The following is a 22,454-nucleotide window of genomic DNA, read 5'->3' on the forward strand; positions in this document are numbered from 1 at the left end:
CTAAACTTATTCGATGATAAATATAAAGAAATATTTTATATGGGAAATATTTTCTACACTTATATATTCATATTCCCCTTAATTGCATACTTATCCACGGAAACGCTCCAGCGTGCCTTTCCGCAAAATTTAAACCATTTATAACGAGTGAGTTAACGCCCTTTGAAATCTGCGCGCCTTTTTTCCAGAAAGGCTCCTGTACCTTCTTTAAAGTCTTGTGTACCAAAGCATTTACCGAACTCCTCAATTTCGACCTCAAAACCGTTTAATCCCTCATTTACAGCTGCATTCACAGCATTTATTGCCGCTGCAATAGCAAGAGGTGCACGTTGTTTAATTTTATTGAGGATTTCTTCAGCTTTGCCGGTCAGCTCTGCAAGAGGTACTACGTGATTCACCAACCCTATTTTCTCTGCCCTTTCCGCAGTAATCATATCAGCTGTAGTAATCATTTCAGTAGCTCTTCCTTTTCCTACAAGCCTGGTTAATCTTTGTGTTCCGCCATAACCAGGAATCAAGCCTAAAGTAACTTCAGGCAGCCCCATTTTGGCCGTATCTGCAGCTATACGAATATGACAGGCCATTGCCAACTCTAATCCCCCGCCTAAAGCGAAGCCATTAATTGCAGCTACAAAAGGCTTTTTACTATTTTCTATCGCATCAAAAACATTGACTTGTCCACTTCTGGCTAAATCCTCCCCCTGCTCTGTAGTATAGGCTGAGAATTCTGAAATATCAGCTCCGGCAACAAATGCTTTCTCACCAGCGCCAGTTAAAAGTACGCCTCTCACCTCTTCTGTTCTGGATGCAAAAGCAATTACATCTGCCAGTTCGGCCAGTGTTTCCTTATTCAGGGCATTCAATTTGGATTCACGGTTAATCGTAACGTAAAGTATATTTGCTTTAACCTCTGATAGTATATTCTGATAGCTCATATTTTAAAAATTTCTGTTTTCGTTAGCCCAGTCACGGATATAATCGACGATGGTCACCATTGTTGTTCCCGGTGCAAATAATTCTCCTACTCCAATCTCTTTGAGTTTTTCCATATCTGATTCGGGGATGATCCCGCCACCAGTTAATAATACATTGGTTAGCTTCTTTTGTTTCATGAACTCCACAATTTTAGGAAAAACTGTCATATGTGCGCCAGATAGGATAGAAACACCGATCGCATCCACATCTTCCTGCAATGCAGTGTTGACCACCATTTCAGGTGTTTGCCGTAACCCGGTATAAATCACTTCCATACCAGCATCACGCAAAGATGTTGCGATCACTTTCGCTCCGCGGTCATGACCGTCAAGGCCAACTTTGGCCACTAAAATCCGAATTGGCCTATTTAATGTTTTGCTCATAAATTATACCGATAATCCATCGTAAATGTAAGTAAATTAGCTCTTTTATATTAACTTTGAATATAAATTTACAGTTTTTATGAGTGAGGAAAGATCATTGAACTTTATTGAAGAGATCATTGAAAACGATTTAAATAGTGGAAAGTACAAAACTTTAGTAACACGTTTTCCACCTGAACCTAATGGATATTTACATATCGGTCATGCTAAGGCTATCTGCCTGAATTTCGGATTAACCCAAAAATACGGTGGTTATACCAACCTGAGGTTTGATGATACAAATCCTGTGACCGAAAAAACCGAATATGTAGACAGCCAGCAGGCAGACATCAGGTGGTTAGGTTTTGAATGGAAACATGAATTATATACTTCAGATTATTTTGATACCCTATATGATTTTGCCGTTAAGTTAATAGAAAATGGTCTTGCTTATGTAGATCATGGTACTGCTGAAGAAATTGCGGCCCTGAAAGGTACGCCAACAGAACCAGGTACTGACAGTCCATACCGCAGCCGCAGTGTGGAAGAAAACCTGGCTTTATTCAGCAGCATGAAAGCTGGTGAACTGGAAGACGGAGCTTGTATTCTGCGTGCTAAAATTGATATGTCAAGCCCTAACATGCTGATGCGTGATCCGATTATTTACCGTATCAAACATGCAGCACATCACCGTACAGGCAACAAATGGTGTATTTACCCGATGTACGACTTTGCACATGGCCAGAGTGACAGTATTGAGCAAATTACACACTCTATCTGTACACTTGAATATGTTTCTCACCGTGAGTTATATGATTGGTTTATTGCACAACTGGGCATCTTCCCTTCACACCAGTACGAGTTTGCACGTTTAAACCTTACTTATACAGTAATGAGTAAACGTAAGCTGTTACAATTAGTGAATGATGGAGTAGTGACCGGATGGGATGATCCGCGCATGCCTACAATCAGCGGGCTTAGAAGAAGAGGTTATACACCAGAAAGTATCCGTGAATTCTGTGAAAGAATCGGAATTGCGAAAAGAGAAAACCTGATTGAACTGAGCTTATTGGAATTCTGTGTGCGTGAGCACTTAAATAAAACAGCAAACCGTGTAATGGCAGTTCTTGATCCTATTAAATTAGTGATTACAAACTATCCTGAAGGTAAAGAAGAGATTCTTATTGGAGAGAATAACCCTGAAGCTGAAGATAAAGGTGGCTTAAGAGAGATTCCTTTCAGTAATGAACTTTGGATCGAACGGGAAGATTTCATGGAAGAACCTGCTAAAAAATGGTTCAGATTAGCTCCCGGAGCAATGGTAAGGTTGAAAAACGCTTACATTGTGAAATGTGAAGATTTCAAAAAAGATGCAGATGGAAACGTTACTGAAATTCACTGTACTTACATCCCTGAATCCAAAAGTGGTGAAGATACCAGCGAAATCCATGTGAAAGGAACAATTCACTGGGTAAGTACGAAACATGCTAAAACTGCTGAGATCAGAGTTTATGACCGTTTATTTTCGGTAGAGTCTCCTGATAGCGAAGAAGGTGATTTCAAAGACTACCTGCATCCTGACAGCGTGAAAGTTATCAAAGAAGCTTATATAGAACCTTATCTGGCAGGTGCTGATCTGGAATCAAGATATCAGTTTATCCGTAAAGGATACTATTGCCTGGATAAAGATTCAACAGCAGATCGCCTGGTCTTCAATCAAACTGTTGGTTTGAAAGATGCCTGGGCGAAAGCAAAGAAATAATTTCATTAAAAAACCCCTGACCTTTACCAGTTTCAGGGGTTTTTTATGTCCAAAAAGACCGTTAGTACTTCTGATAAAGATTATATAAGATCATTTTATCGCTATCAGATAATACCGGCGTGATGTCTGCCTGTACAAAATGACGTTTAAAAGCCACAATTGCCGCTGGCAGGTTACTTACATCATAACCAATAATACGCAGGGCGATGGCCGGATCAAATTCGACAGGAGGAATTTGAAGCACATCATCGTACCATAAACCAAAACCCCGGTCAGCAAGCTGTTTCCATGGGAATTTATTAGGATCAATTTTACGCTTAGGTGCAATATCCGAATGTCCGATAATATTTGAAGCTGGTATATTATATTTTTTCTTCAGCGAGGTTAACAGCGCAATCAGGCTGTTCATTTGTGCCTCAGAATAGGGTTCATTTCCATTGTTATCCAGTTCGATCCCTAAAGAACAAGAGTTCAGATCAGATTCATTTCCCCATTTAGCAACACCAGCATGGTTTGCACGGAGGTAATCATTCACCATTTGTACTACTTTGCCGTCTCTTCCAACAATGTAATGTGCACTGGTTTGTGTTTCCTTCTTGATAAAAGCCCTGATTGTTCCCTCTGTAGAGGTCATCGCTGTATGGTGTATAATAATAAAATTAGGCTTACGGATACCAAAATTCACAGATCCTACAAATGACTGCTGATCAGCCGGAAGCGTCTCAATATTCTGATTTACCGGAGGCATGGCTGTCAGCATATCGCCAAACCCTTTAGCCTGGGTCTTATAGATCTTATTTGTTGCTGCGTACTTGTTCGTTGAACAGGCCGCAAGGAAAAACAGGGGGATACTTAACAGTAAAATGTTTTTACTTAAAAAGATTTGTCTCATCATAGGTAATTATAAACGGTGAAATTACTAATATTTACATAAATGCGTTAGAATACACTAATGTTTATGCCCGGCTTATTATTTTTCCTAATTTAGTTGCGTTATAAAAAATTACCATGAACAAAACTACCAAAGCAGCCTTATTTTTAGCAGGATGCTCGATCATTGCAGGCATAGGATCCTGTACTAACACATCGGGAACCAAGACCGCTACAACGACAACAACAGATAAACCAAATGCAGTCAAAGACAGTTTACAGGAATATGTACACAACAGACTGGATATTTATGAAACGGTTAAATTAACGACTAATCTGAATGTACTGAGTGCGAATGAGCGAAAAATACTTCCTCTGCTGATTCAGGCAGCCCAGATTATGGATGAATTGTTCTGGAAACAAGCTTATCCGCAGCGGGACAGCCTGCTTGCAACGCTGAAAGATGAAAAAACCAAAGAGTTTATCAAAATAAATTATGGCCCATGGGACAGACTGAATGGTGATAAACCATTTATTGCAGGCATTGGAGCTAAACCAGAAGGTGCTTCCTTTTATCCTGCCGGCATGACTAAAGCGGATCTGGAAAAATCTGCCTTAAAAGATAAATTCAACGCATATTCGGTGATTCAAAAGGATTCAAGTGGAAAACTGATCAGCGTTCCTTACCATGTTCTCTATGCATCAGAGCTTCAAAGAGCTTCGAGCTTATTAAAACAAGCGGCATTAATGACTGAGGATGCAGGTTTCAAAAAATACCTGAACCTTAGAGCAGATGCCCTGATGAATGATAATTTTAATGCAAGTGATTATGCCTGGTTAGATATGAAAACCAATATCCTGGATATCATTATCGGCCCTATTGAGAATTACGAAGACAAAATGTTCAATGCGCGTACCTCTTACGAAGCTTATGTTTTAGTAAAGGATAAAGTGTGGAGCAAACGCCTGGCAAAATATGTAAGTATGCTGCCGGAATTACAAAAAGGGCTGCCTGTAGCTGAAAAATATAAAAAAGAAAAACCAGGTACAGATTCAGAATTAAACGCTTATGATGTCGTTTATTATGCTGGTGACTGTAATTCAGGCTCTAAAACGATCGCGGTTAATTTACCGAATGATGAGGTAATTCAGCAGAAAAAAGGTACACGCAGATCGCAATTGAAAAATGCAATGAAGGCTAAATTCGATAAGATCCTGGTCCCGATTGCAGCTGAACTGATTGATAAAGATCAGCAGCAATACATCAATTTTGATTCATTCTTTGCCAATGTAATGTTTCATGAAGTAGCACATGGCCTGGGTATCAAGAACACAGTTACCGGTAAAGGTTTCGTAAAAGAAGCCCTTAAAGAGCAATCTGGATGGCTGGAAGAAGGAAAAGCAGATATATTAGGTCTTTACATGGTTACAGGCCTGCTGAAGAAAGGTGAGTTAACAGGTGATATTAAAACTTATTATACCACATTTATGGCTGGTCTGCTTCGTTCAGTAAGATTTGGCGCGTCAAGTGCACACGGTAAAGCAAACATGCAGTGTTTCAACTTTTTCAAAGAGAAAGGTGCATTTGTAAGAACAGCAAACGGAACCTATAAAGTAGATTTCACCAAATTCCAGACTGCAATGAATGACCTGAGCAACGTCATCCTTACCCTGCAAGGTAATGGAGATAAGGCTGCGGTAGAGAAAGTACAGAAAACCTATGCGGTAATCAGTCCCGAACTGCAGGCAGATTTAGACAGGTTAAGTAAAAAAGGAATCCCGGTTGATGTCGTATTCGAGCAGGGAGTTGATGTATTGGGTGTAAAATAAATAACCCTGCATAAAAATGCCGTCATATTCAAAATGAGTATGACGGCATTTTCTTTTAAAGAAGTTTAGGAAGGAAGGTGTTTCAAAATGATATTTTCCAGTTCCTGAATATCGAAAGGTTTAGACAAATAACCATCCGCACCTGCTTCATCTGCCAGAGACATTACATCATTGTTGGCAGAAAAATAGATAACGGGTATATTCTTTAGTTTTTCATCACTTTTTAACGCTCTGGTGGCATCAATACCACCCACGTCAGGTAACCAGTTATCCATAAAGATAATATCCGGAATATAGGCCATAACCTGTTCTATGATATTATTCGAGGTAGATGAGGTTTTGATTTCATAACCAGCGTCTTCCAGAATAAAGGTACATAATTCAAGTATGTCGGTATTATCGTCAAAAATGAATACTTTTTTTTGCTCGGCCATTTAAGAGTATAGATTAGGACAACAAATTTATGAATTCTGTCATATCTTCAATGCGTAAAATGTAATCTATTTTAGCATGGATCGCTGCTTGCTGCGGCATGTAAGAAACCTGCGCTGTAGCCGGGTCCTGAATCGCGGTAATTCCACCCCATGCTTTTACGCTGATTAATCCATTTACCCCGTCTGAATTAGATCCAGAGAGCAATAAACACACTAATTTAGTTTTGTAAACTTCCGCGGCTGTTTGAAATGTTACATCTATTGCCGGACGGGAATAATTTATTTTTTCTGAATAATCGAGTGAAAAACTCTTGTCTTTTTCTATCAGCGTATGGTAATCTGAAGGTGCGACATAAATTGTACCCGCCACAATAGGTTCTTTTTCATCGATTTCTTTCACAATCAGACTGGTTCGCCCTGAAAGTAATTCTGGCAGTAGCGAGTCTGCCCCATTTTTTCTGTGAACTATGATAATAATAGGAAAACTAAGCGCGTTGCTAAGTCCTGGCAGTACTTTCAGCAGTACATCCAGGCTTCCGGCAGAGCCTCCTATAATTAATGCTTCACAAGCTTTCATTAACTTACTTTTCTCCAGATTTTTTCTGCGGGAACCCGCTTATAATTTTTAGAGAGCGGGGAAAAATCCAGTGTTTCTTTACTTCCTAAAGCAAGATAACCAAGACCTTCCAGGCTTTCATCAAAAAGATTTAAAACCTTATGCTGTAAATCCCGGTCAAAGTAAATCAGGACATTACGACACAAAATTAGCTGAAATTCATTAAAAGAGTGATCAGAAACCAAATTATGTGTAGAAAAAATCAGCCTGCTTTTTAAATCATCACTGAACTTTGCCAGAGAATAGTTTGCAGTGTAGTAACTGGAAAAATCTTTTGCACCGCCAGATAAGATATAATTTTCCGAATATTGTTTCATCTGGCTCATCGCAAACATCCCCTGCGCAGCCTTTTCCAAAACAACAGGGTTCAAATCAGTTGCATAAATTAAAGATTTATGCAAGAGGTTCAATTCCTTCAGGATAATCGAAATAGAATAGGCTTCTTCTCCAGTTGAACAACCAGCCAGCCAGATTCTTATAAAGGGATAAGTTCCAAGCTTAGGAAGCACAACATCTCTTAATGCCCTGAAAAAACCCGGGTCCCTGAACATTTCGGTCACATTGACCGTAATCTGCTCTACAAATCGTTTAAAATAAGTGGTATCATTATTTATAGTATACCGGAACTCCGCAAAACTTACCTGCTTATCCAGAGAATATAACCTGAATATTCTCCTTTTAATAGATGCTTTGGAATAACCTGTAAAATCATATCCGTAATGTTCCAGCAAATCTGCCAGCAAGATTTCGACCTGCTCGTCAGTAATTACAGATAATTCCTGGCTCATTTAAATATATTTAACTAATAAATCGGTTAAGCTATCTACGTTAATAGGCTTGGACACATAACCAACTGCACCTGCATTCAGGCAGCGTTCTTTATCTCCAAGCATTGCCTGCGCAGTAACCGCAATAACAGGAATTTCTTTTAATTCAGGATCTTTACTCATGATTGCCATGGCTTCATAACCATCCATTCCAGGCATCATCATATCCATTAATACTACTGCAATATCTTTTTGTTCTTCCAGCAATTGTAAACCTTCTTCACCACCAATTGCCGAAACGCATTGATAACCTTTAGATTTTAACACTGCCTTTAAGGCAAAGATATTCCTGTTATCGTCATCTATTATTAATACTTTTCTCTTCTTTTCCATACCTTAAAACATGGTAGTTTATTAGTTTTTATCATAAAGCCATACCCGCAATAATGAAATCAGCTGATCTACATCGACCGGCTTGGAGATATAGTCAGATGCACCGGCAGCGATACATTTTTCTCTATCTCCCATCATTGCTTTCGCGGTAACAGCCAGAATAGGTAATTGTTTAAACGTACTTATTTTCCTGATCTCCTTAGTGCTCTCATATCCGTCCATTTCCGGCATCATCATGTCCATGAGCACAAGATCCACCGATGGATTCTCTTTAAGCAGCTGTAGTGCCTCTTTTCCATCAGTAGCGGCTAATACCTTCATCTTATGTTGTTCCAGTGCCTTAGTCAGAGAAAAAATGTTCCTGACATCGTCATCGGCAATCAATACGGTTTTATTGTGCAGCACTTCATATAAGCCACCCAGCGTTTCAGTCGATTTCTTTGTTTTGCTTTCGATTGCTTTTTCTTCTACCAAATGCAGGAAAAGCCCAGCTTCATCCAGAATACGCTGATAAGAATGTGCCGTTTTTACGACAATAGAATCTGCATATTGCTTAATTCTGCGTTCTTCTCCCTGAGACAGGTTTTTACCGGTAAAAATAATGATAGGAAGATTCTCTAATCCTTCACTCTTTTTAATTGTTTCCAGTGTCAGGTAAGCATTCTTATCCGGGATGCCCATATCCAGGATCACACAATCTACTTCTTTACGCTGCAATGCATCAACTCCCTCTGCAACATTATTTACGACTTCGGTTTGTATGGCATGATTACTTAAAAAGTAGCTTAATGCTTTTGCATGTTGCTGATTTTCTTCCACAATCAACACCTTTTTAGGGTGACGGCTTAAAGCATGTTCCAGCTTTTGGAAAATCTGCTGCATATGTTCCAATGCAACCGGCTTATTGATAAAATCAACTGCTCCTTTTAGCAGGCTTTCCTTTTTAACTTCCAAAGAAGACATGATATGTACAGGAATCGGTCTTGTTTTCGGATTCGCTTTCAGCTCTTCCATTACCTGCCAGCCATCTTTCACTGGTAGTTGTATATCCAGCAGAATTGCCAGTGGCATAAAGTGATTTGCCAGTTCAATACCAATATCTCCCCTAACAGCAACTATTCCCTTATAATTTCTTTTGCGGGTAAAGTTTAATAGTGCTTTGGCAAAAGAAGTATCATCTTCAATAATCAAGATAATCTTGTCTCCTTTGACAATGGTTCCACGGTCATCTTCAATTTCCTGCGGGATATGATCTACTGTGTAGCGTTCAGCCAATGCTGTTCCTTCTGTTTCAATAACCTCTGTATCACTGTAATCATAAGTTGCATGGATTTCTTCTTCGAGTTCAGCTGCAATACCATCTATAGGCAAAATAAGGGTGAACGTACTACCCGTATTTTCTGCACTCGTCAATTCTATTTCACCACCTAATAATTTAGCCAGTTCTCTGCTGATCGAAAGCCCAAGCCCCGTTCCGCCAAACTTCCTTCTGGTTGACCCGTCGGCTTGCTGAAAAGCTTCAAAGACCAGTCCCTGTTTAGCCGCAGGAATACCAATTCCAGTATCAGTTACTTTGAAGATCATTGCATTATTTGCCTGATCACTATAAATATTCAAGGATACACTTCCCTTAGCTGTAAACTTAATTGCATTGGATAGTAAATTCTTTAGAATTTGTTCCAGACGCATCTTATCGGTGTAAAGTGTGGAGAGCTCACCATGTTGCTCAATCTTAAATTCCAGTTGTTTGTTTTTAGCTATCGGATTGAATAAAGAACGCATATCTGAACACACCTCATTCAGACTGATATCTGCCAGTTCTAATTTCATTTTCCCTGCCTCAATTTTAGAGAGGTCAAGAATCTCATCAATCAAGCCTAATAAACCTTGTCCCGAACTCTGAATAACTTCAGCATATTCTATATATTCCGGATCCAGCTCCTCATTATCAGACATCAGTTTAGAGAGCAGCAAGATCGAATTTAAAGGTGTTCGTAACTCATGAGACATATTGGCCAGGAATTCTGACTTATATTTCGTGCTTTGTTCCAGTTGCTCAGATTTCTGTTGAATCTCCACATTATGTTCATGGATCATCTGATTTTTCTCTTCCAGCAAGGTTGTTCTTTCTTCGAGTTCCTGGTTGCTTTGTAAAAGCTCTTCCTGTTGTACGCGAAGTTCTTCTTCAGAAGTTTGTATCTTTTGAGTTTGCGCTTCTAATTCCGCATTCAGGCCTTCCAGCTCGCTATGCTGTGCTTGTAATTCTTCTGCCTGCGCCTGCGTTTCTTCCAGGAATTCCTGCAATTTCTTACGGTTCTGGGCCACATGAACGGCTACTCCTATATTGGTCGCAATATTATTGAAAAAGTCCAGCTGCAATTGACTAAATTTATTTAAAGAGCCAAACTCCATAACTCCAACGATCACATTATCCCTGATTACAGGTACTGCAACAATATTTTTAGGTTTTGTATTCCCAGCTGCATAACTGATGGTAAGCTCTCCGTCAGGAATATCGTTCAGCAAAATCTGCTTACCGGATTTCAGTACCTGACCAACCAGCCCTTCTCCTTCTTTCAGGGTTTGCTTTCCCTGATCTGCTAATAAGGCATAACTTCCTGCCATATGCAGCTCCCGGTCTCCTTCTAAAAGATAAAATGCTGCTACTTGTGCACTGGTATGCTGAATAATGTTTTCTAAAATATCATTGGCCAGCGTTTCTATATTTTTCTCGCCAACCATTTTATCGTTCAGGTTTGCAATACCAGATTGCAGCCATTCTTTGTCAGCCAGTAAAGAGAAAGAGTATTGTAAAGATTCTGCCATCGAGTTCAGCGAGACTGCCAATCTTCCTAAACCATCTTCTGAGGCTTCATCCAGCCTGATCTGATAATTTCCACTGGAAATCTGAGCAGCTATTTCCTGAATCGCCTGAATCCTGCGCTCAACTTCTCTATTGGTTTCTTCCAGTTCTTGCTGTAACCCGATTCTTGCATCGAAATCTGTTGAAACTCTGCGGTAAAAGAAGATAGTAATTAAAATGGCCAGTAATGCTGCCAAAATGATTAAGACTGGCGTAAAATCAGCCAGTTTACTCTGACTTGCAGTACGTCTGGCCAGTAAACTCTGTTCTTCAGCCTGCATAGCTTTAATTACATCCCTGGCTTTATCCATATAGGCTTTACCGGTAAGCAGGTCGCCTATGCTTACGGATCCACCTTTCTTTTTAATGGCAATAGTTTTTTCAAGTATACCTAAACGGCCTTCAATAATTTCTCTTAATTTATTGATATTGACCTGCTGTGCAGAATTATCTGTAGTTTGACGCTGTAAGGTATCCAGTAAAAGTACCGCTTCGGCTTTAGCACCTTTATAGGGATCAAGAAACACTTCATCACCTGTAAGCAAAAATCCCCGTTGTCCAGTTTCTGCATCTTTTAAAACCGATAAAACACTATCTGTATGCCTGATTACAGCATTACTATGAGATACCAGATCTGAGTTTTTAATCAGGTGACTGATACTTAAATAGGAAGCAAACGAACTGATAAAAAGCAATAATAAAGATAAACCCAATCCAAAACGCAGGTTTTTTTTTAATGTTTTTTTGATCATAAAAAGGAAATATTTTTAAGCTGTCTCTGTTGTTGAAATTAAAGGAATATTGAAGTAAAATTCAGATCCCTCTCCTAAAATACTATTTACACCTACTGTGCCGCCATGTCTGCCGATAATTTCGGCAGAAATATATAAACCAATTCCTAAGCCCTGGAAATGGATAGATGTTTCCTCTACCCGGTAAAATTTATCAAAGACATTCTTTTGCTGCTCTGGCTCAATACCAATTCCGAAATCTCTCACCGCTACCGTTACCCGGTCATCTGCTACTGTCACATTAATATGGACTTCTGTTGTTCCAGGAGCATATTTAATGGCATTGGTCAGAAAATTCACCACCACCTGCTCAATCCGCATTTCATCTGCAAAGATTTCACCAGGGACATGTCCATTTTTTATAATGGTAAATTCAGGATTAGATTGATGGATTACTTCTAAAATGTTATCCAGCAAAGTATTCAGATTGAAGTATTGTTTATTAAACTTCAGTTTTCCGCTTTCAATTTTAGAAATATCAAGCAAATCAGCAATCAGGTCACTCAGCTTATCCAGTTGCAACTGAGCTTTCTTTAAATGCTTTTTTACCGTTGGAATATCTCCCTTGTCGACACTTCTTTCCAATAATTGCACATATCCCTTTACACTGGTTAAAGGGGTCTTTAACTCATGACTGGCAATACTGATAAATTCATCTTTTTTTCTTTCTGCTCTTTTTCTGAATTCTATTTCTTCAAGCAGCGTTTTCTGAATCTCTATGAGTTTTCTGCTTTGTTCATAGATTCTGTAAAAGGTTTTTACCTTTAAAAGCAGAATATTGATATCTACAGGCTTGGTAATATAATCCAGGCCGCCAGAAGAATAACCTTTAGTGATAAAGCTGAGTTCAGTATTTGCGGCTGATAAAAAGATAATAGCCGTTTCTTTCGCCTTACTGTATCCTGCAATGGCTTCTGCAACTTCAAAACCATCCATCCCAGGCATCTGAACATCTAATATGATTAATACGTAAGCCGTTTTAAGCACTTTTTTCAAAGCCTCTTCTCCTGAGGAAGCTGTATCGACTTCAAAATTGTGTCTTTCGAGAACTTTTTTTAGCGAGATCAGATTCTCTGGTGTATCGTCTACAATTAGGATCATTATGATGAATAAATAATAATTTAAAGCTGATTACTGGTAAAGGTATCTCCCTGGTTTATATCTCCGGTATCAAATCCTTTTTTGAACCAATACATTCTTTGCGCAGAAGTCCCGTGCGTAAAAGCATCCGGAACAACCTGTCCGCTGGATTGTTGTTGCAGTTTATCATCACCAATTGCATTTGCAGCAGTCAGTGCCTCCTCTAAATCTCCGGGATCTAATTCAAAATCCTTAAGTTTTTTGGCATGATTAGCCCACAAACCAGCAAAAAAGTCGGCCTGTAATTCCAGCTTGACAGAAAGCTTATTATATTCCGTTTTGGATAACGATCCTCGTGCGCGTTCCAGTTTCTCAGATATTCCTAATAAGTTTTGTACATGATGGCCTACTTCATGCGCTACCACATAAGCCTGTGCGAAATCTCCTGCCGCACCAAAGCGATCTTTCAGTTCTGTATAGAAACTAAGGTCAATATATACTTTATGGTCTCCGGGGCAATAAAAGGGGCCTACCGCAGCATCTGCACGACCACAAGCAGACTCTACACTTCCATTAAATACCGTAAGTTTAGGGTGCTCATAAGTTTTACCCATTTTGCTGAATTCTTCATCCCAGACCTGTTCTGTAGATTCCAGTACACCACTTACAAATTTCAGTTCAGGATCAGTATTTGATCCTTTTTTAACTTCAGTCTGCTGAGTTTCGCCCAAAGGCAGCTGAGAAACCAGGCCGGTAAGGTCAGTACCAAAAAACATGCCCACAAGCACGACAATCAGGCCAATACCACCACCTAACAACGTTTTCCCACCAGAGGAACCTCTTGCATCTTCTACATTATCACTACCCTTACCGAACCATTTCATATTTTTTGCGTTAATCAGTTATAACAAATATTAAGGTCAATTGTTGCGCTGAATTTAAATAATCCCTCAGCTTATGCAAAAGCCGCCAGGGCTGCTAAAATACGGCTTTCTGTATTTTTAGCACCCAAAGTTACTGCAATATCAAAAACACCAGGGCCAAATTTTCCGCCAACCAGCATAATCCGGAATGGCAGCATTAATTCTCCTGGTTTCAGGTTATGTTCTGCCGCTAAAGCTTTGAATTTATCTTCCAGTACCAAAGCTGTTGATCCATCCTCAAGCATCGGAATATATGCCGTAAAGAAAGCCGCCTTCTCAGCCGACCATTTACTTTGTACCGCAGGCAGATCATACGAAGCTGGCGCGTTAAAGAAATACTCACTTTGTGCAACAAAATCAGTTAACAAATTACATCTGTCTTTGATCAGTCCAATCACTTTCAGAACAAAATTATCATCCGTCAAAATGATTTCTCTGGCAGCAAACTCCTGTTTAACTATATCCAGCAAATCGGCAGCATCAGTCTGCTTAATCCATTCATGATTATACCATTTAGCCTTTTCAAAGTCAAATTTAGCCCCTGCTTTACTGATTCTTTCGACAGAAAACTTCTCAATCAGCTCATCCATAGTGAAAAGCTCCTGATCTGTTCCATCATTCCAGCCTAACATCGCCAGTAAGTTTACAAAAGCTTCAGGCATAAAACCCAGTTCTTTGAAACCTCTGGTCACGTCTCCGGTTTTAGGGTCTGTCCAGTTCTGTGCATAAACAGGGAAACCTAAACGGTCACCATCACGTTTACTTAACTTACCGTTTCCATCTGGTTTTAAAATCAGCGGTAAATGTGCCCAGTTTGGCATTTCATCTTCCCAGCCCAGGTATTTCCATAATAAAATATGAACTGGTGCTGAAGGCAACCATTCTTCGCCTCTGAAAATGTGGCTGATTTTCATCGCTTTATCATCAGCGACCACAGCCAGATGATACGTAGGCATTCCATCCGCTTTTAAAAGCACTTTATCATCAACCAGATTGGTTTCAAAAGTAACCAGTCCGCGAATCATATCTATAAAAGACACCTGCTCATCTGCCGGCATTTTGATGCGGACAACATGTGGCGTATTATTTTTCAAAAGGACATCAACCTCCTGCTCAGAAAGGGTTAACGAATTTCTCATCCCCATTCTGGAAGACAGACCGTATAGAAAATTAGGAATCTCTTTACGTTTGGCATCTAATTCTTCAGGAGTATCAAAAGCATAATAAGCAAACCCATCAGCAATTAACTGATCAGCATACTGCTTGTAAGTTGGTTTACGTTCACTCTGACGGTAAGGTGCAAATTCACCACCAACCTGCGGACTTTCATCAGGAAGAATGCCACACCAGGCCAGGCATGAAGCAATATATTCCTCTGCTCCGGCTACAAAACGGGTCTGATCCGTATCCTCTACACGCAATACAAATGTACCCTTGTGTTTTTTGGCGAATAAATAATTAAATAAAGCCGTGCGTACACCGCCTAAATGAAGGCCCCCTGTCGGACTGGGCGCAAATCTTACTCTAACTTTCTTTTCCATATTATGAATCACAAAGATATATTTTTTAAGCGCTTACCGTTCTATTGATGTCTTTTTGAATGCTATTTTGTAATTTGCCTGAATATTCTATGAATCCTTACGAAAAAAAACGCCGCTGGAAGTTCTTCCTCCTTATTTTTGCGATTGTAATCGGAACCGCATCGGTGTTCTACAGTGACTTTTTCGTTAAAAAGATGGAGCGCGAAGAACAAGTTCAGTTTCAGCTTTATGTCAAAGTAACCGAACAGTCTTTAGTCATGTATGATGATGACCGCTTTACTGATCTGATCGAAACAATTACGAAAAACACCAAACTCCCGGTAATTATGACCGACGGAGATGGACTGATCAATTCCTACCAGGGACTGGATTCCGCAAAAACAAACTATGGCGTAGAAAAACAGTACAAAAAAACGTACGATCCTGCCTATTTTGAAAGAGAGCTGAGGCAAATGAAATTACAGCATCCCGGCACACCAATTATTGGCCTGGACGGCAAAATATGGCACATTTACCATAAAGACTCCTTTATTTTAACCCAGCTGCGCTATTTTCCATTTATTCAGCTTGGGGTAATCGGCCTCTTTTTACTAACAGCCTATGTGGCTTTCAGTTCTGCAAGACGTTCTGAACAAGATCAGGTATGGGTTGGGATGGCGAAAGAAACAGCACATCAGCTGGGAACTCCTATTTCTTCACTCATGGCCTGGATAGAACTCATGAAATCCCGCTTCAATGCCGAAGATGACCCATTAATTGCTGAAATGGAGAATGACCTCAAAAGACTGGAAGTCATTACAGACCGGTTTTCCAAGATCGGCTCGAAACCTGTACTGGAAGATCATGTCGTTTATTCTGTCATCAGCAATTTCATCCAGTATTTCCAGTTAAGGACTTCTGACAAAGTGATTTTCACCATCACCGGTGATGACCAGGTACGTGCCATGCTAAATATTCCTTTATTTGACTGGGTGACAGAAAACCTGCTTAAAAATGCAGCCAATGCCATTGAGAATGAAGGACACATTACGGTCAATATTATTGAACATCTGGCAAAAGAAGAAGTATTCATAGACATTACAGATACAGGAAAAGGTATTCCGAGATCTAAGTTTGATGCTGTTTTCCAACCCGGTTATACCACAAGAAAAAGAGGCTGGGGACTTGGACTATCCTTAACCAAAAGAATTGTAGAAAATTATCATAGTGGTCAGATCTTCGTCAAAGACTCTGAATTAGGCAAAGGGACCACATTTCGAATCATCCTAAAAAGCAGTATTAAATATGAACCGACCTCAACCAAACGAATACCCGGCATGGGCATTGACTTACATTGAAAAAGTTAATAGTGATATTATTGAACTCTTAGAACGTCAGGCTGATGAGTTTCCAGATTTTTTAAACACATTGACCGCTAAGGCAGATTATGCTTATGCACAAGGCAAATGGACGCTCAAAGAGATGGCAGGGCATATTATTGATACAGAAAGAATTTTAGTTTACCGCTTAACCTGTTTTTCCCGTCTGGAGCAAACTGCTTTACCAGGTTTTGAGGAAGATGATTATGTAGCGAATGCACATTTTTCAGACCGCGATCTGAACAGCTTTGCAGAAGAATTCAGCTTGCTCAGAAAAGCGAACCTGTACTTATTTAAATCATTGAATGATCATGAGCTGAAACGCAGCGGAACGGCTTCTGAAAGACAAATCTCTGTGCGTGCTTTACTGTATGTGATTGCCGGACATTTAATGCACCATACACAAATTATTAACGAAAGATACTTATGATCTGGTTTACTGAATTTACCCCGGACCAGCTTAACAACAGGCCAAAAAACCATTTGGGCGGGCTTTTAGCTATTCAATTTACAGCGATTGGTGAGAATTCGGTAACCGCGACCATGCCTGTAGATGAGCGTACTCATCAGCCTGCCGGAATATTGCATGGAGGAGCCTCCGTAGTACTTGCAGAAACACTGGGCAGTATTGCCTCTTTCATGTGTATAGATCCTGAATTATACCAGGCTGTAGGGCTTGAAATTAATGCCAATCACTTACGTCCGGTTAAAAGCGGAAAAGTTACCGGAATTTGTACTGTTATTCATAAAGGTGCAAAAACACATATCTGGGACATCAAAATTTATGATGACAGAGGGAAAATGAATTGCATCAGCCGTTTAACAGTTGCTATTATTCCTAAAGCAAGATAATTGACCATTTTGCAAAATACCCTGAAGTCCATAAAAAGCATTTATCCGTTAAAGGAAATGCATCTGAATCTGCTGCTGAAAGAATTAAAAGAAGTGGAATTTCCTAAAGGTCATCAGATTATCAGTGCCGGAAAAGTAGAGCGCTCTTTATATTTTATAGAAAGCGGGGTTGCACGTGCTTATGTGGATGGCAAAGACAACCGCATCACCTTCTGGTTTGGCATGGAGGGTGATATTATTCTTTCCTACCATAGCTATATTAACAATACACCTGGTTATGAAAGTATAGAGCTGCTGGAAAACTGCAGGCTCTACGAATTGAAGACTGAAGCTTTGGAAGCTTTATATAATACACATACAGAACTGGCCAACTGGGGCAGAAAACTGGCAGAACTTATCTTGATTAAAACCGAGGAATCTTACATCGGGCGTTTGTTTAAGCCAGCTAAAGAGCGCTATGTTGATCTGCTGCAAACAGACCCGCTATTGATTCAGCGGATTCCTTTAGGTCATATTGCCTCTTATCTTGGGGTTACACAGGTTACTTTAAGCCGAATCAGGGCAGAGATCAAATAATTCATTTTTTAACATTTGTAAAAAGTCACGCCAGCCTGAGGCCGTACTTTTGCAGCAAATTATTAAATTATGAACTGGATTATTTTGATTATTGCGGGTTTATTTGAGGTTGGATTTACCACCAGTCTTAAGCTTTCCAATAACTTCTCTAACCTTAAATGGAGTATAGCTTTCTTTGCTTGTATTACCTTAAGTTTTTTATTTCTAAATAAGGCCACTCAGACTTTACCAATGGGTACAGCTTATGCCGTATGGACTGGCATTGGGGCTGTTGGAACAGTTATCGTAGGTATTTTATACTTTGACGAACCAGCAAACTTCTGGAGAATCTTTTTTATCGCAACTTTAATTGGCTCTATTCTGGGCTTGAAATTCTTTGCAGGAAGCGCACATTAAATAAATAAAAAGAGGAAAGTCCAACGGGCTTTCCTCTTTTTTTATATCCTCAGTTGAGGAAAAAATGAAATTATTTAATCGTTACTGGTACTTCAACTGATGTCTTGTCCCATCCGATAATTAAATTCGCACCTGATGCATTTGGTGTAAAAGTAATTGCTAAAGCTTCCACAACTGTGGTTAAAGGCTTAACAGGAACTGTTACTCTGACTACGTCTTTGGTTTCATCATAAGTATATGCTCCCCAGCGGTCAGTTTGCTTATTGACAATCACCACCCATTTATCTTGTTCAGGAATAGCAAACAAGCTATAAGCACCGACAGGAATTTCTTTGCCGCCAATAACTACTGGTTTGAAAAATCTGATTTCAGTGCTTTCATTAGCACCTAATCTCCATACTTTTCCAAAAGCTTCCTGTTTACCAAAGATTTCACGCCCCTTTACAGAAGGTCTTGAATAAATTACTTTGATTAACGGTGCAGCATCTTCTCCTTTTTTAACCTTAGTTGTATTTAAAGGGAAATAAGCAATATCTGCCGGGCTGGTATCCAGCCCCGGGAACTTAACTTCTTGCGCATTTACTGTAAAAGCAAATAATGCCATTACAATCAGCAGATTGAGCTTCTTCATTTTTTAAATTTAGTTTATAAACTGGTAAACTGGTTTGAGAGACTTGTTTAAACTAGTATTTACGTCCTTTTACAACTGATCCAAGGAAAACTGCTCCCATAATCAATCCTAAAACGCCACCAAATAGTGACCAAAGGAAACTACCTGAAATTACTGCTGCAGTAGCAATACCACATACCAGGCCTAAAACTGAATAAACCCAATCAAAACTTTTGTTATTTTCTTCTTTAATCATCATTAAAATATTGATGAACCAAAGGTATTGATTTATTTCAAATAAGAAAGAATTCAGTGCTTTATCCAAAAAGAAGCACCGTTTATATTGTCAGCAATATGTAAATTATGATTAGAATCACTATTCTTATATCAATTCAATCAATCGATTGATTAATTTTGTCCCATCAAATCATAAATGGAAAAGCCAGACAAAAGAACAAGTATATTAATAGCTGCTCAAAAATTGTTTTCTGAGTTAGGGTATGAAGGAACTTCAACCCGCCAGATTGCAAAAGAATCAGGGGCAAATATGTCTATGATCAATTATTACTTCGGATCTAAAGAAGGTGTCTTTATCGAAGTAATCAATGATAGAATTAAAGGGTTCAAAGCCCAGTTATTGAGTATTGATGAAGACAGCATCCTCCCACTGGAGAAACTAATGAAAGTAATTGAAGGATATGCCCATAGAATCCTTTCAGATATCCCTTTTCATAAAATGATGTACAGAGAGATCTCCTTAGCACAACGTCCCGAAATGTGTCTTCAATTAAGAGACGCGATGACCGGAAATATGCAGGTCATTGAAAACATCATTAACAATGGGGTGGCTGACGGCTCATTCAGACAAGTAGATACCCGGATGCTCATGGCATCAATTATGGGTACCATCACCAGTGTAGCTACTATGCCAAATAAAATCACACAAGGCTCTACACTGGACATTAACATCCCAAAAGACAAAGAAATTTTAACCGACCGCTTAATCGCACATCTGCAAGATTTGGTCACCACCTATTTAACACCCCAGAAATGATACACCAAACCATTAAAATGAGTTGCTTCGCTCTCCTGCTGCCAGGCATGCTCTATGCACAGAACGTGAAAAAACTGACGCTGCAGGAGGCGATTCAGTTAGGGATAGAAAACAGCAAGAACCTGAAGCTTTCTCAGAATAAAATTGAAGAAGCAATGGCAAAACTGGAAGTCACGAAAGATAATTCTCTTCCTACAGCTAAAGCAAGTGTACTCTATAATCACGCAGAAATTCCTGCCCATGAATTGGTTTTAGACGGCGGCAGCCCGATATTCCTTCCTAAACGCGCTGATGCCTTTGTAGGTACAGCCTCAGTACAACAGCTGGTTTATGGCGGTGGTAAGATGAGATATGCGAGAGAGAGTACTAAATTACTTGCTGATGTTGCCCGCCTGGATGCAGATAAAAACCAGGAAGAAGTAACTTATGCGGTGATCGATACTTACTACTCCCTGTATAAGGTAGCTCAAAGTAAAAAGGTTGTCGCACAAAATTTAGCTTCTGTTGCAAGTCAGCTGAAACAATCACAACGCTTTTTTGAGCAAGGGATCGTGACTAAAAACGATGTATTAAGATTCCAGCTGCAACAGGCAAATATTACTTTGACAGATCTGGACATTGAGAGCAACCGTAAGATCATCAATTACAACCTGGACATCCTTTTAGGCTTACCAGAAGATACACAGATTGATATTACAGACCCTTCAACCGGTCAGAAAGATGCTGCTCCACTGAGTGCTTACATTGATCAGGCATTAGCTTACCGTCAGGAATTAAGACAACTGGACTTACAAAATAAAGTTGCAGAGATTGATATCAAATCGGTCAAAGCAAATGCAACTCCAACTTTTGGTATCGGCGCAGACGTTTACTACATCAATCCTAACGGAAGCCTGTTACCAAAATCAAATAATTATATCATGCCAATGACCGCCAGTGCTACCCTTTCGTGGAACATTGGTACCCTGTGGACTAATAAACATAAGGTAACAGAAGCAAGAGTTCAGCAGAAAAGCATCGGTATTCAGAAAGACATTCAATCTGATAACGTAAAAACGGAGATCAACAGAAACTACCAGACTTACCAGGTGGCTAAAAACAAAATCAAAGTACTGGAAACTTCCATCGATCAGGCAACTGAAAATGACAGGTTACTGGAATCAAAATACAAGAACAACGTAGCCTCTGCAATAGACAGAATTGATGCTGAAACCCTTTTATACCAGGCAAAGATCAATTTAGAGCTTGCAAAAGCTGATGCAGGCCTCGCCTATTATACTTTATTAAAATCAACAGGAAAAATTTCTCAATAATATTATAATCCATCTAGTAATGACTACAGAATCAACAACAGAAGCGACAATTGAACCTAAAAAGAAAAGTAAAGTTGTCCCTATAATATTAGCTGTGCTAATCGTTATAGGCGCCGTATTTGGCGTGAAAGAATATATGTACTACAGCAAACACGTAGATACCGATGATGCCCAGATTGATGGCGATATCAGCCCGGTAGTTGCACGTGTTGGCGGGTATGTCAATGAGATCAAATTTGAAGAAAACACTAAAGTTACTGAAGGCCAGGTATTAGTATCCTTAGACGACAGGGACTATAAATTGAAATTGGAACAAGCAATGGCAGGTCAGAAAGGTGCCGATGCTGGTGTTGGTGTTTCACAAGCTCAGATCGTTGCCACTTCAGCAAATACAGGAACTGCTAAAGCCAATATCGAATCTGCTAAAGTAAAATTATGGCAGGCACAAAAAGATTTTGACCGTTATGCGAACCTGATTAAAGACGGGTCAATCACTCAACAGCAATTTGACCAGGCTAAAGCAACAAGAGATGTTGCACAGGCTACTTATAATGCGGCAAAAGATCAATATACAGTTGCCCTTAAACAAATCGGTACGACAAAATCTCAGCTTGCAGTAAGCAGTAATGGTGTATCTCAACGTCAATCTGATGTTGACTTTGCCAAATTGCAATTATCTTATACGGAGATTAAAGCCCCTGCAACAGGTATCGTTTCTAAGAAAAGTATCCAAAAAGGTCAGTTAGTTCAGGCAGGACAGTCTTTATTCTCTATTGTGAATGAAAACAGCCTGTATGTAACTGCAAACTTTAAAGAAACACAATTAGAAGAAATCCGCGCTGGTTTGAAAGTGGAAGTTGAAGTTGATGCTTTCCCGGATCAGAAAATCCCAGGTGAAGTTTATAACTTCTCTCCTGTTACAGGAGCAAAAGGTTCTCTTCTTCCTCCAGACAATGCAACAGGTAACTTTGTAAAAGTTGTTCAGCGTGTCCCTGTTAAAATTAAACTTAAGGCCTCAAAAGAAATGCTGGAAAAATTACGTCCGGGTATGAGTGTTAAAGTTTCTGTAACTACAAAAGACTAAAAAA

Annotated in this window: 23 protein-coding genes; 10 read left to right on the plus strand and 13 right to left on the minus strand. The window is 39.5% G+C overall.

The features are described 5' to 3' along the window. Window positions 1–152 precede the first annotated feature (152 nt). On the minus strand, window positions 153–935 hold the full coding sequence (locus tag AB3G38_RS16530) for an enoyl-CoA hydratase/isomerase family protein (protein WP_367864945.1): 783 nt from the start codon (window positions 933–935) through the stop codon (window positions 153–155). A 3-nt stretch (window positions 936–938) separates the two neighbouring features. Continuing rightward, on the minus strand, window positions 939–1,358 hold the full coding sequence (locus tag AB3G38_RS16535; RefSeq protein ID WP_068404829.1) for a cobalamin B12-binding domain-containing protein: 420 nt from the start codon (window positions 1,356–1,358) through the stop codon (window positions 939–941). A gap of 79 nt (window positions 1,359–1,437) precedes the next feature. Between AB3G38_RS16535 and AB3G38_RS16540 the strand changes: the two genes are divergently transcribed. Then, window positions 1,438–3,099, plus strand: a complete 1,662-nt coding sequence (locus AB3G38_RS16540) for a glutamine--tRNA ligase/YqeY domain fusion protein (RefSeq protein ID WP_367864946.1) — start codon at window positions 1,438–1,440, stop codon at window positions 3,097–3,099. 61 nt (window positions 3,100–3,160) lie between these two features. Here the strand turns inward: AB3G38_RS16540 and AB3G38_RS16545 are convergent, their stop codons facing one another. Then, window positions 3,161–3,991: an N-acetylmuramoyl-L-alanine amidase gene (locus AB3G38_RS16545; protein ID WP_367868772.1), complete on the minus strand. Its 831-nt coding sequence runs from the start codon at window positions 3,989–3,991 to the stop codon at window positions 3,161–3,163. A 116-nt stretch (window positions 3,992–4,107) separates the two neighbouring features. On the opposite strand from AB3G38_RS16545, the gene AB3G38_RS16550 reads away from it, so the two are divergent. Further along, on the plus strand, window positions 4,108–5,799 hold the full coding sequence (locus AB3G38_RS16550) for a Zn-dependent hydrolase (RefSeq protein WP_367864947.1): 1,692 nt from the start codon (window positions 4,108–4,110) through the stop codon (window positions 5,797–5,799). Window positions 5,800–5,864: 65 nt separating this feature from the next. Here AB3G38_RS16550 and AB3G38_RS16555 read toward each other — a convergent pair whose 3' ends face one another. From AB3G38_RS16555 to gltX, 8 genes are all read right to left on the minus strand, one after another. Continuing rightward, window positions 5,865–6,233, minus strand: a complete 369-nt coding sequence (locus AB3G38_RS16555) for a response regulator (RefSeq protein WP_183869204.1) — start codon at window positions 6,231–6,233, stop codon at window positions 5,865–5,867. 13 nt (window positions 6,234–6,246) lie between these two features. Continuing rightward, window positions 6,247–6,810 carry a chemotaxis protein CheB gene (locus tag AB3G38_RS16560; protein ID WP_367864948.1) on the minus strand — a complete coding sequence of 188 codons (564 nt, stop codon included), beginning with the start codon at window positions 6,808–6,810 and terminating at the stop codon, window positions 6,247–6,249. Continuing rightward, window positions 6,810–7,637 carry a protein-glutamate O-methyltransferase CheR gene (locus AB3G38_RS16565; RefSeq protein WP_367864949.1) on the minus strand — a complete coding sequence of 276 codons (828 nt, stop codon included), beginning with the start codon at window positions 7,635–7,637 and terminating at the stop codon, window positions 6,810–6,812. The genes AB3G38_RS16560 and AB3G38_RS16565 overlap by 1 nt, the downstream gene beginning before the upstream one ends. Beyond that, window positions 7,638–8,009 carry a two-component system response regulator gene (locus AB3G38_RS16570; RefSeq protein ID WP_183869206.1) on the minus strand — a complete coding sequence of 124 codons (372 nt, stop codon included), beginning with the start codon at window positions 8,007–8,009 and terminating at the stop codon, window positions 7,638–7,640. Window positions 8,010–8,030: 21 nt separating this feature from the next. Beyond that, window positions 8,031–11,624, minus strand: coding sequence for a response regulator (locus tag AB3G38_RS16575; RefSeq protein WP_367864950.1), 3,594 nt, complete (start codon window positions 11,622–11,624; stop codon window positions 8,031–8,033). Window positions 11,625–11,639: 15 nt separating this feature from the next. Then, the gene (locus AB3G38_RS16580; RefSeq protein WP_367864951.1) at window positions 11,640–12,764 is read right to left on the minus strand and encodes an ATP-binding protein; all 1,125 of its coding nucleotides are present in this window, start codon (window positions 12,762–12,764) and stop codon (window positions 11,640–11,642) included. 20 nt (window positions 12,765–12,784) lie between these two features. Then, a complete protein-coding gene (locus AB3G38_RS16585; protein ID WP_367864952.1) occupies window positions 12,785–13,627 on the minus strand; it encodes a neutral zinc metallopeptidase in 843 nt (280 codons plus the stop codon). 71 nt (window positions 13,628–13,698) lie between these two features. Continuing rightward, window positions 13,699–15,207: a glutamate--tRNA ligase gene (gene gltX / locus AB3G38_RS16590; RefSeq protein WP_367864953.1), complete on the minus strand. Its 1,509-nt coding sequence runs from the start codon at window positions 15,205–15,207 to the stop codon at window positions 13,699–13,701. 89 nt (window positions 15,208–15,296) lie between these two features. On the opposite strand from gltX, the gene AB3G38_RS16595 reads away from it, so the two are divergent. From AB3G38_RS16595 to AB3G38_RS16615, 5 genes are all read left to right on the plus strand, one after another. Next, entirely contained in the window at window positions 15,297–16,544 is a 1,248-nt protein-coding gene (locus AB3G38_RS16595; protein ID WP_354299571.1) for a HAMP domain-containing sensor histidine kinase, read from the plus strand. Then, a complete protein-coding gene (locus tag AB3G38_RS16600; RefSeq protein WP_367864954.1) occupies window positions 16,492–16,995 on the plus strand; it encodes a DinB family protein in 504 nt (167 codons plus the stop codon). Before AB3G38_RS16595 ends, AB3G38_RS16600 begins: the two co-directional genes overlap by 53 nt. Further along, the gene (locus AB3G38_RS16605; RefSeq protein WP_367864955.1) at window positions 16,992–17,417 is read left to right on the plus strand and encodes a hotdog fold thioesterase; all 426 of its coding nucleotides are present in this window, start codon (window positions 16,992–16,994) and stop codon (window positions 17,415–17,417) included. Before AB3G38_RS16600 ends, AB3G38_RS16605 begins: the two co-directional genes overlap by 4 nt. A gap of 9 nt (window positions 17,418–17,426) precedes the next feature. After that, window positions 17,427–17,993, plus strand: coding sequence for a Crp/Fnr family transcriptional regulator (locus tag AB3G38_RS16610; RefSeq protein ID WP_367864956.1), 567 nt, complete (start codon window positions 17,427–17,429; stop codon window positions 17,991–17,993). Between the two features lie 69 nt (window positions 17,994–18,062). Next, window positions 18,063–18,389 carry a multidrug efflux SMR transporter gene (locus AB3G38_RS16615; protein WP_367864957.1) on the plus strand — a complete coding sequence of 109 codons (327 nt, stop codon included), beginning with the start codon at window positions 18,063–18,065 and terminating at the stop codon, window positions 18,387–18,389. A gap of 70 nt (window positions 18,390–18,459) precedes the next feature. Here the strand turns inward: AB3G38_RS16615 and AB3G38_RS16620 are convergent, their stop codons facing one another. Then, window positions 18,460–19,020, minus strand: a complete 561-nt coding sequence (locus AB3G38_RS16620) for a DUF2911 domain-containing protein (RefSeq protein ID WP_367864958.1) — start codon at window positions 19,018–19,020, stop codon at window positions 18,460–18,462. Between the two features lie 52 nt (window positions 19,021–19,072). Further along, window positions 19,073–19,258 carry a hypothetical protein gene (locus AB3G38_RS16625; protein ID WP_245952621.1) on the minus strand — a complete coding sequence of 62 codons (186 nt, stop codon included), beginning with the start codon at window positions 19,256–19,258 and terminating at the stop codon, window positions 19,073–19,075. Between the two features lie 174 nt (window positions 19,259–19,432). On the opposite strand from AB3G38_RS16625, the gene AB3G38_RS16630 reads away from it, so the two are divergent. The 3 genes from AB3G38_RS16630 to AB3G38_RS16640 are packed head-to-tail and all read left to right on the plus strand — an operon-like array spanning window position 19,433 to window position 22,450. After that, window positions 19,433–20,053: a TetR/AcrR family transcriptional regulator gene (locus tag AB3G38_RS16630; RefSeq protein ID WP_367864959.1), complete on the plus strand. Its 621-nt coding sequence runs from the start codon at window positions 19,433–19,435 to the stop codon at window positions 20,051–20,053. A gap of 17 nt (window positions 20,054–20,070) precedes the next feature. Beyond that, window positions 20,071–21,366: a TolC family protein gene (locus AB3G38_RS16635; protein WP_367864960.1), complete on the plus strand. Its 1,296-nt coding sequence runs from the start codon at window positions 20,071–20,073 to the stop codon at window positions 21,364–21,366. A 19-nt stretch (window positions 21,367–21,385) separates the two neighbouring features. After that, window positions 21,386–22,450 carry an HlyD family secretion protein gene (locus AB3G38_RS16640; protein ID WP_367864961.1) on the plus strand — a complete coding sequence of 355 codons (1,065 nt, stop codon included), beginning with the start codon at window positions 21,386–21,388 and terminating at the stop codon, window positions 22,448–22,450. Window positions 22,451–22,454 lie beyond the last annotated feature (4 nt).

The sequence above is a fragment of the Pedobacter sp. WC2423 genome (assembly GCF_040822065.1).
GTDB lineage: Bacteria > Bacteroidota > Bacteroidia > Sphingobacteriales > Sphingobacteriaceae > Pedobacter.

Coding starts and splice junctions, on each gene's coding strand:
- AB3G38_RS16530 (WP_367864945.1), bottom strand. CDS start 935: ATGAGCTATCAGAATATACTATCAGAGGTTAAAGCAAATATACTTTAC.
- AB3G38_RS16535 (WP_068404829.1), bottom strand. CDS start 1,358: ATGAGCAAAACATTAAATAGGCCAATTCGGATTTTAGTGGCCAAAGTT.
- AB3G38_RS16540 (WP_367864946.1), top strand. CDS start 1,438: ATGAGTGAGGAAAGATCATTGAACTTTATTGAAGAGATCATTGAAAAC.
- AB3G38_RS16545 (WP_367868772.1), bottom strand. CDS start 3,991: ATGAGACAAATCTTTTTAAGTAAAAACATTTTACTGTTAAGTATCCCC.
- AB3G38_RS16550 (WP_367864947.1), top strand. CDS start 4,108: ATGAACAAAACTACCAAAGCAGCCTTATTTTTAGCAGGATGCTCGATC.
- AB3G38_RS16555 (WP_183869204.1), bottom strand. CDS start 6,233: ATGGCCGAGCAAAAAAAAGTATTCATTTTTGACGATAATACCGACATA.
- AB3G38_RS16560 (WP_367864948.1), bottom strand. CDS start 6,810: ATGAAAGCTTGTGAAGCATTAATTATAGGAGGCTCTGCCGGAAGCCTG.
- AB3G38_RS16565 (WP_367864949.1), bottom strand. CDS start 7,637: ATGAGCCAGGAATTATCTGTAATTACTGACGAGCAGGTCGAAATCTTG.
- AB3G38_RS16570 (WP_183869206.1), bottom strand. CDS start 8,009: ATGGAAAAGAAGAGAAAAGTATTAATAATAGATGACGATAACAGGAAT.
- AB3G38_RS16575 (WP_367864950.1), bottom strand. CDS start 11,624: ATGATCAAAAAAACATTAAAAAAAAACCTGCGTTTTGGATTGGGTTTA.
- AB3G38_RS16580 (WP_367864951.1), bottom strand. CDS start 12,764: ATGATCCTAATTGTAGACGATACACCAGAGAATCTGATCTCGCTAAAA.
- AB3G38_RS16585 (WP_367864952.1), bottom strand. CDS start 13,627: ATGAAATGGTTCGGTAAGGGTAGTGATAATGTAGAAGATGCAAGAGGT.
- gltX (WP_367864953.1), bottom strand. CDS start 15,207: ATGGAAAAGAAAGTTAGAGTAAGATTTGCGCCCAGTCCGACAGGGGGC.
- AB3G38_RS16595 (WP_354299571.1), top strand. CDS start 15,297: ATGAATCCTTACGAAAAAAAACGCCGCTGGAAGTTCTTCCTCCTTATT.
- AB3G38_RS16600 (WP_367864954.1), top strand. CDS start 16,492: ATGAACCGACCTCAACCAAACGAATACCCGGCATGGGCATTGACTTAC.
- AB3G38_RS16605 (WP_367864955.1), top strand. CDS start 16,992: ATGATCTGGTTTACTGAATTTACCCCGGACCAGCTTAACAACAGGCCA.
- AB3G38_RS16615 (WP_367864957.1), top strand. CDS start 18,063: ATGAACTGGATTATTTTGATTATTGCGGGTTTATTTGAGGTTGGATTT.
- AB3G38_RS16620 (WP_367864958.1), bottom strand. CDS start 19,020: ATGAAGAAGCTCAATCTGCTGATTGTAATGGCATTATTTGCTTTTACA.
- AB3G38_RS16625 (WP_245952621.1), bottom strand. CDS start 19,258: ATGATGATTAAAGAAGAAAATAACAAAAGTTTTGATTGGGTTTATTCA.
- AB3G38_RS16630 (WP_367864959.1), top strand. CDS start 19,433: ATGGAAAAGCCAGACAAAAGAACAAGTATATTAATAGCTGCTCAAAAA.
- AB3G38_RS16635 (WP_367864960.1), top strand. CDS start 20,071: ATGAGTTGCTTCGCTCTCCTGCTGCCAGGCATGCTCTATGCACAGAAC.
- AB3G38_RS16640 (WP_367864961.1), top strand. CDS start 21,386: ATGACTACAGAATCAACAACAGAAGCGACAATTGAACCTAAAAAGAAA.